This window comes from Flavobacterium sp. NPDC079362 (assembly GCF_050267765.1).
GTDB lineage: Bacteria > Bacteroidota > Bacteroidia > Flavobacteriales > Flavobacteriaceae > Flavobacterium > Flavobacterium azizsancarii.
Window position 1 is genome coordinate 62,140 of the sequence record NZ_JBNNFM010000017.1, and the last position, 16,189, is coordinate 78,328.

The 16,189-nt window shown below is 33.5% G+C and carries 12 protein-coding genes; 2 read left to right on the forward strand and 10 right to left on the reverse strand.

Annotation, left to right across the window (positions count from 1 at the left end):
• The first annotated feature begins 1 nt into the window (after position 1).
• Positions 2-2,638, forward strand: coding sequence for a valine--tRNA ligase (locus ACQKCJ_RS15090; RefSeq protein ID WP_271335823.1), 2,637 nt, complete (start codon positions 2-4; stop codon positions 2,636-2,638).
• A 230-nt stretch (positions 2,639-2,868) separates the two neighbouring features.
• Here ACQKCJ_RS15090 and ACQKCJ_RS15095 read toward each other — a convergent pair whose 3' ends face one another.
• The gene (locus ACQKCJ_RS15095) at positions 2,869-5,121 is read right to left on the reverse strand and encodes a TonB-dependent siderophore receptor (protein ID WP_427402330.1); all 2,253 of its coding nucleotides are present in this window, start codon (positions 5,119-5,121) and stop codon (positions 2,869-2,871) included.
• A 292-nt stretch (positions 5,122-5,413) separates the two neighbouring features.
• Positions 5,414-6,139 carry a hypothetical protein gene (locus tag ACQKCJ_RS15100; RefSeq protein ID WP_271335825.1) on the reverse strand — a complete coding sequence of 242 codons (726 nt, stop codon included), beginning with the start codon at positions 6,137-6,139 and terminating at the stop codon, positions 5,414-5,416.
• 441 nt (positions 6,140-6,580) lie between these two features.
• On the opposite strand from ACQKCJ_RS15100, the gene ACQKCJ_RS15105 reads away from it, so the two are divergent.
• On the forward strand, positions 6,581-7,741 hold the full coding sequence (locus tag ACQKCJ_RS15105) for an MFS transporter (protein WP_271335826.1): 1,161 nt from the start codon (positions 6,581-6,583) through the stop codon (positions 7,739-7,741).
• A gap of 335 nt (positions 7,742-8,076) precedes the next feature.
• Here ACQKCJ_RS15105 and ACQKCJ_RS15110 read toward each other — a convergent pair whose 3' ends face one another.
• From ACQKCJ_RS15110 to ACQKCJ_RS15145, 8 genes are all read right to left on the reverse strand, one after another.
• A complete protein-coding gene (locus ACQKCJ_RS15110) occupies positions 8,077-8,553 on the reverse strand; it encodes a DUF6265 family protein (RefSeq protein WP_271335827.1) in 477 nt (158 codons plus the stop codon).
• Between the two features lie 257 nt (positions 8,554-8,810).
• Positions 8,811-11,120 carry a type IA DNA topoisomerase gene (locus ACQKCJ_RS15115; RefSeq protein WP_271335828.1) on the reverse strand — a complete coding sequence of 770 codons (2,310 nt, stop codon included), beginning with the start codon at positions 11,118-11,120 and terminating at the stop codon, positions 8,811-8,813.
• Between the two features lie 474 nt (positions 11,121-11,594).
• Positions 11,595-12,341: a hypothetical protein gene (locus ACQKCJ_RS15120; RefSeq protein WP_271335829.1), complete on the reverse strand. Its 747-nt coding sequence runs from the start codon at positions 12,339-12,341 to the stop codon at positions 11,595-11,597.
• 479 nt (positions 12,342-12,820) lie between these two features.
• The gene (locus ACQKCJ_RS15125) at positions 12,821-13,900 is read right to left on the reverse strand and encodes an acyltransferase family protein (RefSeq protein WP_271335830.1); all 1,080 of its coding nucleotides are present in this window, start codon (positions 13,898-13,900) and stop codon (positions 12,821-12,823) included.
• A gap of 40 nt (positions 13,901-13,940) precedes the next feature.
• On the reverse strand, positions 13,941-14,621 hold the full coding sequence (locus ACQKCJ_RS15130; protein WP_427402331.1) for a toxin-antitoxin system YwqK family antitoxin: 681 nt from the start codon (positions 14,619-14,621) through the stop codon (positions 13,941-13,943).
• A gap of 134 nt (positions 14,622-14,755) precedes the next feature.
• Positions 14,756-15,400, reverse strand: coding sequence for a hypothetical protein (locus ACQKCJ_RS15135; protein WP_271335832.1), 645 nt, complete (start codon positions 15,398-15,400; stop codon positions 14,756-14,758).
• Between the two features lie 101 nt (positions 15,401-15,501).
• Positions 15,502-15,867, reverse strand: a complete 366-nt coding sequence (locus ACQKCJ_RS15140; RefSeq protein ID WP_271335833.1) for a hypothetical protein — start codon at positions 15,865-15,867, stop codon at positions 15,502-15,504.
• A 20-nt stretch (positions 15,868-15,887) separates the two neighbouring features.
• Entirely contained in the window at positions 15,888-16,154 is a 267-nt protein-coding gene (locus ACQKCJ_RS15145) for a hypothetical protein (protein WP_427402332.1), read from the reverse strand.
• Between the last annotated feature and the right edge of the window lie 35 nt (positions 16,155-16,189).

Below are 16,189 nucleotides of genomic sequence, written 5' to 3' on the forward strand. Positions count from 1 at the left end.
AATGAGTATTCCAGCACAATTTGACGCTAAGACGATCGAGAATAAATGGTATGATTACTGGATGAAAAACAACTATTTTCATTCAGAACCAGATCATAGAACACCTTATACAATTGTAATCCCGCCACCAAATGTCACTGGAGTCTTGCACATGGGGCATATGCTGAACAATACCATTCAGGATGTTTTGATTCGTAGAGCACGTCTTAAAGGTTTCAATGCTTGTTGGGTTCCGGGAACGGATCACGCTTCTATTGCAACTGAGGCCAAAGTTGTAGCAAAATTAAAAGCAGAAGGAATCAATAAAAATGATTTAACCCGCGAAGAATTTTTGGCACATGCCTGGGAATGGACAGATAAATATGGTGGAGTAATCCTGGATCAGCTTAAAAAATTAGGTGCTTCCTGCGATTGGGAAAGAACGAAATTTACTATGGATCCTGATATGTCAGCTTCTGTAATTAAGTCTTTTGTTGACCTATATAATAAAGGATTAATCTACAGAGGGTACCGTATGGTAAACTGGGATCCTGAAGCAAAAACAACTTTGTCTGACGAAGAGGTTATTTATGAAGAACAACAAGGAAAATTATTTTTCTTGAAATATAAAATCGAAGGTTCAGAAGATTTCTTGACTATTGCGACAACACGTCCTGAGACTATCTTTGGAGATACTGCTATTTGTATCAACCCAAATGACGAACGTTTTACTCATTTGAAAGGTAAAAAAGCGATTGTCCCTATTTGTGGAAGAGTAATCCCGATTATCGAAGATGAATATGTAGATGTAGAATTTGGAACCGGATGCTTAAAAGTAACTCCGGCGCATGACATGAATGATAAAGCGTTAGGAGAGAAACACAATCTTGAAATCGTTGATATTTTTAATGAAGATGCTACATTAAATAGTTTTGGATTGCATTACCAAGGGAAAGATCGTTTTGTGGTTCGTATCGAAATTGCAAAAGAATTAGAAGAAATTGGAGCTTTGGCAAAAACCGAAATCCACTTAAATAAAGTTGGAACGTCTGAAAGAACTAAAGCGGTAATCGAACCAAGATTATCAGATCAATGGTTTTTGAAAATGGAAGATTTAGTAAAACCCGCAATTAAATCTGTTTTGGTTGATGGAGATATTAAATTACACCCAAAACGTTTCGAAAACACTTACGCACATTGGTTAAACAATATTCGTGATTGGAATATTTCCCGTCAGTTATGGTGGGGACAACAAATTCCGGCTTATTATTACGGAGACGGAAAAGAAGATTTTGTAGTTGCAGAAACTATCGAAGAGGCGCTAGCTTTAGCTAAAGAAAGAACTTCAAACCTAAAACTTGAAACAAAAGATTTAAGACAAGATGTTGATGCTCTAGACACATGGTTCTCATCCTGGTTATGGCCAATGTCAGTTTTTGGCGGAATCATGGATCCTGAAAGTGAAGATTTTAAGTATTATTATCCAACAAACGACTTGGTTACAGGTCCGGATATTTTGTTTTTCTGGGTTGCCAGAATGATTATTGCCGGTTATGAATATGCTGGTGAAAAACCATTTACAAATGTATATCTAACAGGTTTAGTACGTGATAAACAACGTCGTAAAATGTCTAAATCATTAGGAAATTCTCCTGATCCTTTAGACTTGATCGAGAAATTTGGTGCAGATGGTGTTCGTGTAGGATTGCTTTTAAGTGCTTCTGCAGGAAACGACATTATGTTTGATGAAGAATTATGTAATCAGGGAAAAGCATTCTCTAATAAGATATGGAATGCCTTTAAATTGATAAAAGGATGGGAAGTTTCTGAAACTATTCCACAACCGGAATCATCAAAAGTAGCCATCGAATGGTACGAAGCCAAGTTGCAGCAAACCTTAGTTGATATCGAAGATAATTTTGAAAAATACAGAATTTCAGATTCTTTAATGGCGATCTACAAATTGGTTTGGGATGATTTCTGTTCTTGGTTTTTAGAGATGATCAAACCTGCATACCAACAGCCAATTGACAAAGCAACGTTTGATAAAGCGATCGAAATGTTAGAAAGTAATTTAAAATTACTTCATCCTTTCATGCCTTTCTTAACAGAGGAAATTTGGCATTTAATTGCTGACAGAACTCCTGAAGAAGCTTTGATCGTTTCGACATGGCCAGAATTAAAACCTTTTAACGCAGGTTTAATTACTGATTTTGAAAGTACTATTGAAGTAATTTCAGGAATCAGAACCATTAGAAAAGATAAAAATATTCCGTTTAAAGATGCTATCGAATTAAAAGGAATCAATAGTGAGAGTCTTACAACTTACTTCGATACAATCGTAACGAAACTAGGAAATATCTCGGCTTTCGAATATGTTTCTGCTAAAGTAGACGGAGCATTGTCTTTTCGTGTAAAATCAAATGAATATTTCATTCCAATTTCAGGAGGAAATATTGATGTTGAAGCTGAAATTGCAAAACTAACTGCAGAGTTGGTGTATACGCAAGGTTTCTTAAAATCAGTTCAGTCAAAATTATCAAATGAAAAATTTGTTGGTGGTGCACCGGAAAAAGTTTTGGCTAACGAAAGACAAAAAGAAGCTGATGCTTTAGCAAAAATCACTACTATAGAGCAAAGTATTGCTGGATTGAAATAAGATCAGTTTTACTTTTTAGATACAAACCCGACATGTTTTTTTGAATGTGTCGGGTTTTATTTTGTATGAATATTTTCTGTCACGAATTCACGAATTAAAATTTTGACGATTAAAAACAAAAAAACTCATTTAACGATAATAAATGAGGTTTTGTATTAAAGTCCAAAAGCTTCTTCTATTCTTCAAAAAGGTAGAAAAAGCCCTGGCAGATTAAAATCTAATTCAAATTTTTAGAACTTATATCTTAAGCTTGTCATTACCTGACGTGGTGCAATTGGATTCACACTATAATTTTCGTGAACCGTATAATTCAATTCGTTTGTAATGTTTGATAATTTGCATAATATTGAGATCTTTCTCCAGGTATATCCTGCAGATATATCAATTGTTGTGTAAGCTTCTAAAGGAATTTCTCTATCATTGATAGTTTGAACTCCTGTAGTAGGGTTAATTACTATTAGGTTATTCCATCCACCGGTTCTTTTTCCGATATAATTACCTATTGCTCCAACAGAAACACCTTTAAGGAAACCATCTTGCAGCGTGTAGAAGAAACTTAAATTTGCCGTGTTTGCCGGTGTTCTTACTAAACGATCCCCTTCGATAAAACTTCCGTTTAATCCTGAAGTTTTTGTGTAGCGCATATCGTTGTAGCTATAACCTGCAATAATGTTCAAACCTTCAACTGGTCTTGCTGTAATATCAACTTCAACACCTTTACTTTTAGTTTCTCCACTTAATACTTTTACGTTTGTATCTGAGTTTGGCGTTCCGTCAGCTTTAAATTCAGCTGTTTGTGCCAGGTTGCTGTTTGTGATCTGGTATACTGTAACGTTTGTGCTCAATAAACCTCTCCAGAAATCTTTCTTGATACCTGCTTCGTATTGATCAATAATAGATGGTTTTATTGGTTGTAAATCAACAGTTGTTCCTGTGTTTGGCGTAAATGAGTTAGAATAACTTGCAAACAAAGACGTGTTTTTTGTTGGCTGATATACTAAACCTACTTTAGGAGAAAAAGCCTGATCTGTTAGTTTTTGTCCTTCTGCAACTGTAATTGGTGTTTTAGTATAATCAGTTGTTGTTGCTTGAGTTTCCTGCCATGACCAGCGTAATCCTGCTAAAACTTTAAATTGGTCTGTAATCGAGATTAAATCCTGAGCGTAAACCCCAAAACGATTCGAATCTGTATTTACAAGTTTAGTTGCATTTGCATTTGGGATATCCATACGTTGATTATCGTAAATAAGGTCATAAATATTTACGCGATCGTATGCATTTGCAATGAATTTTCCTTTAGCATCTTTTACCATTTTTTCATCAAAGGCATAAGTATAGGCTTGTGTAAATGAGTTTTCAAAATCAACACCGGTAAAAACCTGATGTTTCACTTTTCCAGTATAAAAAATCCCTTGTAAGCTCAATTGTTGTCCCATGATTTGCTCAAAGTTGTGATTTTGACCTAACGGACGAATGTAATCTCCATCTTTATAATTCGGGATCGTAATATCAATAGAAACACGTTCAGTTCCTTTAGAAGTTCTGTCATAGTTTTGGAATGAAGTATTGAAATTCAATTTCCAGTTATCATTAAAATTATGGTTTACTAAAGCAGAAATACTTGTTTGAGTTGTTTTTCCGTAAGACCAAAGTGCTCCTAAGTATTTGCTTCGTGGCACATCAGCAATTTCTTTACCAATAATTCCAGTTCCAAAATCCGGAGTCCAGTCATAACTAAGATAATCTCCTTGTAGTGTAATTTGAGTTTTGTCGCTTACTTTAAATAAAAACGATGGATTGATGTAATAACGTTCGTTTTTTACGATATCTCTAAAGCTTTCTGAGTTCTCATACGTACCTGTAAAACGAAAAGCAATGTATTTATTTAATGGCCCGTAGATATCAATTGATGGTTTATAAAAAGAATTGCTTCCCATTTGCATAGAAACTTCTCCACCTTTTGTAAACTGAGGTGTTTTTGTAACCATGTTCAGGATTCCTCCCGGAGCAACGTTACCGTATAATAAAGCAGCACTTCCTTTTAAGAATTCTACTTTTTCTAAAGAAGAAACTTCAGGCATAGATCCGCTGCTGAAACGAAAACCGTTTTTAAACATATTATTGGCACCCATATCATAACCTCTTGAAAAGAATGACTCCTGAGCACCACCACGAGCTGATCCTACATAAACACCATTTAGGTTTTTTACCACTTCACTAAGTCTGATAGCTTGTTGTTGTATGATAACATCATTTCCAATAATCTGAACACTTTGTGGCAAGTCCATTACTTTAATACCTGAACGAGCAGCTTCAATTGGCTTTTTAGGTTTGTTTGTAGTAATTAAAACTTCATTAAGAGTTTCTCCCTTTTTGTTTTTTACAGTATCATTTACAGCCGAAGTATTTTCTGCAGCAGCGTACTCCTGACTATATGAGGCAAAACTAAGCAAGGATAAAGCGAGTAGTAAATTATATTTCATGGTATTTATTTAGATTGAATAAGAATAACTATTTTTTTTGCAAATATAAGGGCACATAGATGTTTTAACAAAATTTAACAAGACATTTTCTCGCTTAAATCTTTCTTAGTTTTTTATTAAGATTAGCTTAAGATTTTGCTATTCCGATTTTAATTCTTTATTAATAAAGAATAGTTCTAAATAATATTTTGAATTATGTCACGTCTTTGTACAAAAAAACCTTGTTAAGAGAACAAGGTTTTGAGTGAAGAAAAATTTCTTTATTTTTTAGCTGAAAAAAGCAGTTTGAAAATTATTTAACTGTAACAAAGTAAGTAGCCATTTTCCAGATTTCATCGTATTTTTTGCCATTGTGTTCTCCGGCAGCTTTCTCAGTATAAGCAAATTCTACCATATAATTTCCAGTCCAGATTGGTGTAAATGAAAATTGACCTTTGTCGTTTGTCCATAATTCTTTTTCCCAACCATTGGGAGCAATTACTTTTATTTTTTGCTCTTTTGCAGCAACACCTTCATATAATGCAAAACCATCAATTTTGACATTCTTTTTTGCTATGTCAGCATTTTCGCTAAACACACCAATAACATTATTGTTGGCAGTTGCATAATTTCCTGCAGTTTTATTTCCAACTACAACAGTAGCGCTTGAATTGTAATCTAAAACCATAGTTCCGTAAACATCTTTTACCTTGTGGTGCATTACAACAGTATAAACTCCATCTTCATCCGGAGTAAAAAACGCTTGATATTTATTGTCTAAAGCTTTTGAAGTAAGTTTTGTTTCCTTTTTTGAAGGAGAAACCAATACCAAAGTAAAGTCCTTCAAATCAGAGAACCATTTGTCTGCTTTTGTAATGTCATTATCTGAAAATTCTCCAAAATAAACTGAAATTTCCTGAGCTTTTCCTTTTGTTCCGGTAGCTTTGGTTTCGATCCAGAGAGCGTGAGCAAATAATTGTGGGGTGGCAACCAACATTAAAAGTAAAAATGCTATTGATTTTAAAGTTTTAGATTTCATAGGATGAAGTTTAAATTTTATTAATTAAAATATTTTTCACAAACTTAAGTCTTATTTAGAATAATTAAAAATAAAAACTTAAAAAAAGAGTAACAATACAATTTCGTTTGTTATAATCTTGACTTTTCTCCCAGATCAAAAGCACTTCTGGTCATGATAAATTAGCTTAGCATTATGCACGATGAAATGTAAAAAATCATTGTTTTCGAACATAGAATTTTATCTAAATAATTTGCACCTGTATCAAATTCTGAACTCTTTAATTGGTTTTGCAAAGACTTGATTTAATCTGCCTATTGCCATATTTTGTCAATTTTATTTTAGAATTTATTCAAAATAACAAGACAAATAATATTTTCGGGCTTTTATTAAAAAACATGAAAAGGGTAGAAGTTACACTTCAAAACCTTAATTTTGTAGCCTTATAAAGAAATGCTCTTCATGATTTTACCCTTTTTTAAAAAATTACAAAACACCCCCAGGGGATTCCGTATAGCCAACACTGTATTTTTTTTCCTTTCCGGATTTGGATATTCTTCGTGGGTCTCCCGAATTCCGCATATAAAAGCACAGTTGCATTTATCTGAAGCTCAGTTTGGAACTGTTTTATTTGCTTTTCCGATTGGTTTAATGCTCACAATGCCGTTTACAGGAAAACTATTAAATAAATACAGTAGTCGGTATGTGATGCTGTTAGGAGCCATCATGTTTAATATTGTATTGGCTTTGCCTGGTTTAGCTGCTTTTGTATGGCAATTGGTGATTATCCTTTTAATCTTTGGGGCATCTCGTAATATTTTCAATCTGTCTATTAATGCACAATCGCTTGAGGTTCAAAAATTATATCCGCAATCGATCATAACCCGTTTTCATGCCGTTTGGAGTATTGCCGTTTTTGCAGGAGCTGGTTTAGGATATGTTATGGTAACCAAGCATATTGCACCATCAGAACATTTATTGGGAGTAAGTATTTTTATGCTCGGTCTTACGGCTTGTTTTTATCCATTGAGTATTCATAATCAGCCTGTACCGGTAAAAAAGAAGTTCTTTTCGATGCCGGAAAAAAATCTGGTCAAGTTTGCCATAATTTGCTTTGTCTCTATGGCTTGCGAAAATACGATGTACGACTGGAGTGGGATCTATTTTGAAAATATACTGCACGCTTCTCCAAAGTTAACCAGTGCTGCATTTGTATTTTTCGCTACTGCGGTAACCTTAGGACGCTTGTTTGGCGATTATGGAGTGATGAAGTTTGGTACGAAACGAATCTTGCTTTACAGTGGTATTTTTATCACTGTAGGGTTTTTAGTTTGTTTTCTATTGCCTTTTATTTACCCAACAATTTTTGGATATGTATTAATTGGCGTTGGGGTTTCATGTGTGGTTCCGTTAGTATTTAGTATTGCCGGAAGATCGTCGAAACTAAGCAGTGGTTCTGCATTAACATCGATTTCTACTATTGGTTACCTTGGTTTTTTATTGGTGCCGCCAATGGTGGGGTTTATCTCTGAATACTTAAGTATGAAATGGGCGTTTTTGATCATGGCACTTTTAGGTATCCTGATGATTTTGATGGTGAATAAGATTGGGGAGAATGAGTAGTTTTTTTTTATCGACTTTTTTGCGCTGGACTAAAGTCCAGCCTTACAAAATGAATCGAACCGAAGGTTCTTTATATACTAGAGTTTGGTTGAAATTAGATTAATAAGAAGCTTTTATAAGTCTAATTATAATCCCGAAGTTTCAGACATTGCTATACTATAATCGATTCCTAAGAAATTTTAAGACTCCAAAAAAAGCCGTAGGCTCGACCAATATTCTAGGGCTGGACTGAAGTCCAGTTAAAAAAAATATCAAATTCGATTACGATTATGTGCATTAAAAAAAGTCAAATTAAATTATGATTATACGCGTCAAAAAAAGACTTCGTGAGATCATTATTTCTTAACCAAAACAAATTTTTCAGAACTTACTTTTCCATCTAATTTTCCTGAAATTTCTGCAGTCAAAGTATTATCAGCTCCTTTTGTGTAAGTGATTTTTTGAGGATAATCGTGTTTTGGATTTTCGAAAACCAATTGCTTGTCAGATTCGGCGGTTGAAGGAAATGCTACCGGTTTATCATCATTCTGACCTTTTACGGTTGCAAAATAAGTCAGTGTTTCTCCTTTTTGAGCTAAAACAATGGTTTCGAAATGCAAAGTATCTTTTCCTTTAATAAAATAAGAAGAGGCAGTAAAAGAGCTATCGTTAAGTCTTGTCCAGCTTTCTGTTATAACACCATCCGGAGATTTGTTTTCCCAGTTTCCGATAAGCCAATCTGCTATTTTGATTTTATCTTTTTCTACAGATTCTTTTTTTTGACAAGAAATAACGGTAACTAAAAGCATTAAAAGAGTAATTTTCTGAAACATATTTACGGTTTTTGATGTTAAATTGAGAAGCTAAGATATTAAAAAAAAGTTTGTCACGAATTGCACTAATTTCCACGAATTATTATTCAAATTGTAAATAGAAAACTCGCTATAAATTGAAATGATTTTATTTCACGCAGATTTAAAAAGATTTGAGCAGATTCTCACAGATTTATATAATTAAATCAAAATTAAATCTTTTTAAATCTGCGTAAAAAAAAATTCGTGCTAATTTGTGCAATTCGTGGCTAAAAAAATTATATACTCTCGCTCAATATAGCGTATACCAATTCCTTAGTAGGTTTTTGATTTTTTAGTTTTGCCCTAACATCATCAAAAGTCACTTTAAAATCACAACCCAGTTTATAATCTCCACAACCATAAGCCGTTTTTCCTTTCATGATCGTTCCTTTTTTACATTTTGGGCACGTTAAGGCATCAGAATCTGTTGTTGCGACAGGTTTGGCTTTTAGAGCTGTTTTTTTGACTTCTAATTTTAGTTTGTAGTTTTCTTCAAAACGAATCAAGCCTTCAACAATTCCTTCATCGGTTTTGAAACCTTTTATGTTTACGGTTGATCCTTTTTGAACCAATCTTAAATATTGGTTTTCGGATATTTTTTTCTCTGCAAAAGTATTCGGTAGTAAAAAATCACAACCTGCTTTATAGTTTCCACATCCGTAGGCTGATTTTCCTTTTATAAGAGTTGCTTTCTGGCACTTCGGACAAGTTTCAGCCAGAATTCCTGCAGCTTTCTTTTTTTCAACTTTCACTACTTCTTTTTGAGTAGCGGCAGCATGCGAAATATTAGCATGTCGGGTTTCGCTTCGTACTTCGGTAACCAAAGCCTCGACCATTCGCTTCATGTTTTTGATAAACGCTCCAGCGGTAAAAGTGCCTTTTTCGATATCTTTAAGCTGCTTCTCCCAGGAACCTGTCAATTCAGCCGATTTGATCAATTCATTCTGAATCGTATCAATAAGCTGAATCCCTGTTGGTGTTGGTAAAACCTGTTTTTTATTTCGAACAATGTACTGACGTTTAAAAAGTGTTTCGATAATATTCGCACGTGTAGACGGACGACCAATACCATTTTCTTTCATCAATTCTCGCAAATCTTCGTCATCTACTTGTTTTCCTGCAGTTTCCATGGCACGCAGTAAAGTTGCCTCCGTAAACTGATTGGGTGGTTTGGTCTCTTTTTCTAAAAACGAAGGTTCGTGCGGACCTTTTTCTCCCACAACAAAACTCGGTAACAAATCGGCTTCTTTTTCTTTGGCATTCGGGTCTTCAAAAACAACACGGAATCCTTTTTTTAGGATTTCTTTTCCGGTGGTTTTAAAGTGTACTTCGGCTGCTTTTCCAATTACTGTAGTATTGGCCACCAGACAATCATCATAAAAAACGGCAATAAAACGTCTTGTAATAATATCGTAAACCTGCTGCTGATTGTATTGTAAATTACTTTCTATTCCGGTTGGAATAATAGCATGGTGATCCGTAACTTTTTTATCGTTGAAAACCTTAGGTGATTTTTTAATCTTTTTTTCTAAAAGAGGTTGCGCTAATTCGGCGTATTTGGTTAATTTTTGCAAAATTCCCGGTACTTTCGGATAAATGTCATTGGGTAGAAAAGTCGTATCAACTCTGGGATACGTCACTACTTTTTGCTCGTACAAAGTCTGCACGATTTTAAGCGTTTCATCTGCCGAAAACCCAAACTTGGTATTGCAATATACTTGTAAACCCGTTAAATCAAATAGTTTAGGCGCAAACTCATTTCCGTTCTTTTTCTCGACCGAAACAATTTCGAATTCGCTTTCTTTGACTTTATTGGCTAATAATTCTCCATCTTCTTTTTTCAGGAAACGACCATCTTCATAACTAAAAAGGGTTTCTCTGTATAGAGTCTGTAATTCCCAATAGGGTTGAGGTTTAAAATTTTCAATTTCTTTCCAGCGATCTACAACCATTGCCAATGTGGGCGTTTGTACACGGCCAATAGACAAAACTTGTTTGTATCCACCATGTTTTACGGTGTATAATCGTGTGGCATTCATACCCAATAACCAGTCGCCAATGGCTCTTGAAAATCCGGCGTAGAATAAATTATCGTAGTTTTCAGAGGGTTTTAAGTTTTCGAAACCTTCTTTTATCGCTTCGGTTGTTAAGGACGAAATCCATAAACGCTGTACTTCGCCTTTGTAATTGGCTTCGTTCATAACCCAACGCTGAATCAGTTCTCCTTCTTGCCCGGCATCCCCGCAGTTAATGACCAACTCGGCTTTGTCGAATAAGCTTTTTACAATTTTGAACTGTTTTTGGATTCCTGAATTCTGAACTACTTTGGTTTCGAATTTCTCCGGAAGCATAGGTAAGTTGTTCAAATCCCAGCTTTTCCAGTGCGGTTTATAGTCGTTTGGTTCTTTTAAGGTACATAAATGCCCAAATGTGTAGGTCACCGCATAACCGTTTCCTTCAAAATATCCATCATGTTTGGTATTGGCTCCCAAAACGGATGCGATTTCGCGTGCTACACTTGGTTTTTCAGCAATACAGACCTTCATTTTTCTCCTTCTTATTTGAATGCGAAATTAGGGATTTAGAAATTGGTATTGAAATTATATAGGGACAAAGTGGCAAACAGGCAAAGGGACAAAGGTTTTTTTAATCGCGCAATCCTGATAGTTATCGGGAGCAAAGACGCAATTTTTTTTCTTTATTTCACGCAGATCGTGCAGATTAAGGCAGATTTAAATTTGATTATATAAATCTGCGAGCATGTGCTTCAATCTTTTTAAATCTGCGTGAAAGAAAACTTTAATCTGTATAATCTGTGTGAAGTGATTTTTTTTCAATCTTGCCAAAAGGAATATTTCTTTGAGTATTTGTTTATTCTTCTAAAATATATTCAAAATTGCCATATGCCGGGATTGTTAGAATTCCATTTTTGTTCATTTCGTTTGTCGATTGTGTATAAATGAAATGATACCGCCAAATAAAAAATTCTTCAAAAGAGATCTCTTTGTTGTAACCTAATTTTACATAGGTCTTTTTGCTGATTTCGTAATATTATTTTCGATCGAGGCAGTTTTCAGATTGTTTCTGTTATTGCCATAAACACTGATATATTTATTATCAATTTCCTTCGTTTGATTACCGTAAATTCCAAAAGATTCAATTTGCGAATTTGTATTTTCGCTGATTCTGAAATAATAATGGTTTCCATTTCTTAAAGGCCTGTTGTTTTGTTTAAGAAATTCTTTTTCTACATTATTAATTTGCCAGGAATCCAGTAAGACATCACTTAAAATAAGAAAGGACCATTTTTCAAAACTTTCAGTTTTTGAAATTGCCGTTTTTTCGAATAACGATTTTATTTCCGGTAATTTTTTAAAGATTGATTTAGTTATTTTTTTTGAAATTGGTTTTGCATATTTATAAAGTAACTCTCCGTCTTTTGCATCAGAAATAAAAACGGTGGGTTTGTATTGATTATTGATCTTATGAAGCCAATTTTTAGATTCTAAAAAGGCGATTAACTTTGACATTTTTTCATCATCAAACTTTGCGAAATCTTGAAAATTGTTTAGGGAGAAACCTTTATGAAGCGCAAATAAAAGCTTATCTAAACTATCTTTTTGTACTTCAAAATCAGGAAAATTGTCTCCTCTCGAAATCATAGATTCTTCAATTTTTATTTTGAAAATTCCATCAATCTTATTTTGAGATTTTACCTGTTTTGTAAATATTAGAAAAATCAGGATCAATAAGTTTTTTACTTTCATTAGTTTATTTGTTTTTACCACTAAGGCACTTTTTTTTATATTACGATCTCGAATCTCGATGGCTATCGGGATCAGAGACGCAAATATTCTTTATATTTTTTTTGAATTGGAGTTTTGGGATGCAATTGGAAGTGGTGGGATTAAAAGATATTGAAAATTAATCATGCAAAGGCTCGAAGGCGCAAAGTTTTCAAGCAGTTTTGTTAATCTTGCCGAAACTTAATTTTTTTCTGTGTTAAAATTTTGAACTTTGCGCCAAATTCTCAGATTACTAAGTTTAATATGCTTAAAATTTAATCGCCCAGAGTTGCAAAGTTTTTTGTTTTCGCGCAGATCGTGCAAATTAAGTCATATCTAATTTTGATTCTATAAATCTGCGACCATCTGCTTAAATATTTTTTTAAATCTGCGTGAAACAAAAAAATCACTTCAATCCTTTTAATCAGTGGCTTTAAATAAAACTTTACGCGAAATGTATTTTAAATCTTCTTTCTCCTATCCGTAAGATATTTTCGAATAGGGATATCGTAGAAAATCATTGTCAAATAGGCAACACCTAATAAAAGCAATGTTCCAATAAACATAATCAAAGCCAGTTGACCTGTTTCAGGTTTATATTTGGTGTAATAGTTGGCAAATATCCACATGGCTGCGTAATGCGTCATGTATAACGGATACGATATTTTTCCGAAGAAGATACATAGTTTTCTGAATACGGGCTTTAGAGTTGCTCCGGCGCCTAATACGATCAGTAATGGAAAATAGAGTAGTACTACAAAAGGTTCTGTTTGCCAATTGAAATCTGAAAAAGGGATAAAGAACGTTAAAAGCAATAATACAGATAAACCGATAAACCCCAGTTTTGATTTAATAATCCAATTGGAGCGGTAGATGAGCATTCCTGCTAAAAACGAGTACGAAATACGGGCACAGCCATCCCAAAAGGTTTCTCCGCTCCATCCGCCCATTAGGGAACCTCCCGCACGATGACTGACAAAACATATTCCTGCTGCTGCAAAAAGGGTTAATATAAAAAGGGAACGACGGCTTAGTTTGTATAGAAAAAGGGCATAAAAAATATTAGCCACATATTCCCAAAACAAGGACCAGCCAGGCGCATTTAAACCAAATAAATTGAAATAACGATCTGCCATTGCCGGAAACGGAATTAGAAAAACCGAAGCCAGAAAGATCAATATCACTTTGCCGGTTTCGTAGGCTTCAGGATGTCCGCCAAACGGGTCAAATAAAAAAGTCAACAAACCCAATACAGAGCCAAAAACAACCAAAGGATGTAATCTGATTAATCTTAATTTAAAGAAGTCGGTAAGTTTCATTTTGTCAATACGGTCATTGTAAGCGTAAGCAATAACAAATCCCGAGAGACAAAAGAAAAAGTCAACTGCGAGGAAACCGTGGGCGATAAAATTTTCTTTGGGAGGATAAACGATTTCCATAAAATGAAAAAAGACAATTGCCAAAGCGGCTACTCCTCTTAATCCGTCCAGGATTTCAAAATGTTGTTTTGGTTTTAATGTTTCGGTAGTGGTTTGGGGCATGTTTTTTGGCTTTTATTGATAGTGTGTCTTATAAAATATACTATAATCGTTTTTCGTACTTAATGTCCGTAATTTTCCCACTACTGTCATAAGTGGTTTCTTTTTTTTCTATTTCTGAGGTATAATCAATCTCTTGGCGTAAGGTTCCATCAGAGAAATTGTATTTCCAAATTCCTATTTCTTTTGAGTCGTTTGAGTAAGTTCCTTCAACTACCAAAATTTCATTTTTAGAAAAAACACTGAACTTACCAATTTGATTATTATGTAGATAATTCTCTTTGGATTTTATTTTTCCGTTTTCCCAATAAACAATTACTTCACCTTCCTTTTTTCCATTGATATAGTCTGTTTCAGAAATTAGTGTTCCGTTTTCATAATAATATTTTTGCAAAGCTTTCTTCCCATTTATATAGTTTAGGGTTTTCAGTATTTTTCCACTGTCGTAAAATTCTTTCCAAACACCTATTTCTCGATTATTTTCAAAATTCCCTGTTATTACCAGCATACCATTTTTTGTATATGAGTTCCATAAACCCTCTTTAGTGCCTTTGTCAGACATGAAACCTTTAACTTTAATTGCCGAACTGTTCTCATAATATTCTTTATAAACTGTAATACTTTTATTTTGAGCAAAAAGAGATGAAAAGTTAAAGAGAAGGAACAATAGTATTTTCATTTGTATATTTTTAAAATTATAGTTTTTTTTTAGATAATAAAACATATAATCCGTTTTGACAAAGATTGGTTTTTTCCGGTTACAAAAAAGTGCAATAATTTTTGTAGCTTTTTTATTTAGTGTTTTATTCTTGAGTATTTTTTAAATTCAGCTGAGCCAATGTTGTATGTTAGGTATTTTTAACAAGGATACCACCAATGCATAAAATATAATTTTCCATTTTTAATAAATAAATTTATGTATCCGTAATAAATATTATTTTCGTCCTCTCTTAACTGAATTACTTGTAGTTTTCCTTCTTTATATACATCCATATTTCCGATGCTTTTTGTTGCATTCGGAAATATTTTTTGTAAGTCACTTATTGGTATAGACGAGTTTAATTTGATTCCTTTAAACAAAATAAAATTATTTTCTGTAAATCTAAATTTATCAACGGCTACTTTGTCTTTTGTGTTTTCAAATCGTGAACCATCTTTATACAGATATTTATCTTCCATATCTGAACTTCCATCTTTGTTTTCGAAAATAGAAAAGCAAGGTCCCTCTTCTGATATTAATTTAATGCTGTCTGCTTTTCCAAATACTTCTTCAAATTCACTTATAGAAAAATATCTTTTTAATTTTCCGTTAAAAAGAATATCTTCTTCTTTCATAACTTCATTTAGGAAATCTTTAATAACAGTACTGTCGGATTTAATTTTAGTCTCATAAATTGTTTTTTTTACCTCTTTTGGATGGCCTGATTTTTCAACTGTTTTTGTATTCTTGTTATTACAAGAAAGACAGAATACTAAAATTGATATAAGAACAAGTGTTTTCATTTTGGTACTTTTTTTTTAAGCTGATGTACAGATTTTTAAATGTTTTTCTGTGGTCGGGAATTTATACAAAAGTTGCTATGTTACAGGCAAGCAATCTTTTATTATTTGGTAAAAAAATTGTCCCAAAGATCTTTTTGTTTTTTGTCACTGGTGTAAGGTTCTTTAAATTTCAATTTCAGTCCTTCAATTTCATTGATCGAATTTTCGTAATACTCAAAAGTCAGTTTTCCGTTTTCATAAGTATTTTGCTCGTGAGCCAGGATAATTTGTTTTATTGGAACTAACTTCTCGCTACGCCACTCATAAAGTGTTTTGGATTGATCCATATACCAGCTGCCTTCGTATGTTTCTTCGATTTGCTTTTTTTGTTTTTTTACTTCATAGTCAGTTGAAAACGAACCTGCATATTTGATCGTATTAGTTTTGTCTGAATAATAATAAATTTCTTTCCACGAGTTGCCATTCATGTTACTGGATGACGAAGTTACTATTTAACCACTAATAATTGCCTCGATAAGCTGTCTTTTTCGATTACATTTTTACCATAATAAAATGCGGAAGTGTCAGCTTTAGCTAATGCTAAAACACTCGGTAATAATTTATTAAGAATTTGCTTTGTTGTCTTTGTACTGTCATTTTTGTCTTGCAAAAAACTATCATTAGAGATTATTGCAACATTCTTTTTTTGTTTGTCAAGGTTATTACAAGCACAAAAAGCCAAAAGTAAAATGGTTGTAAGTATATAATGTCTCATTGTGTTTGTATATAATGATTTAGGTACTTTGCGAT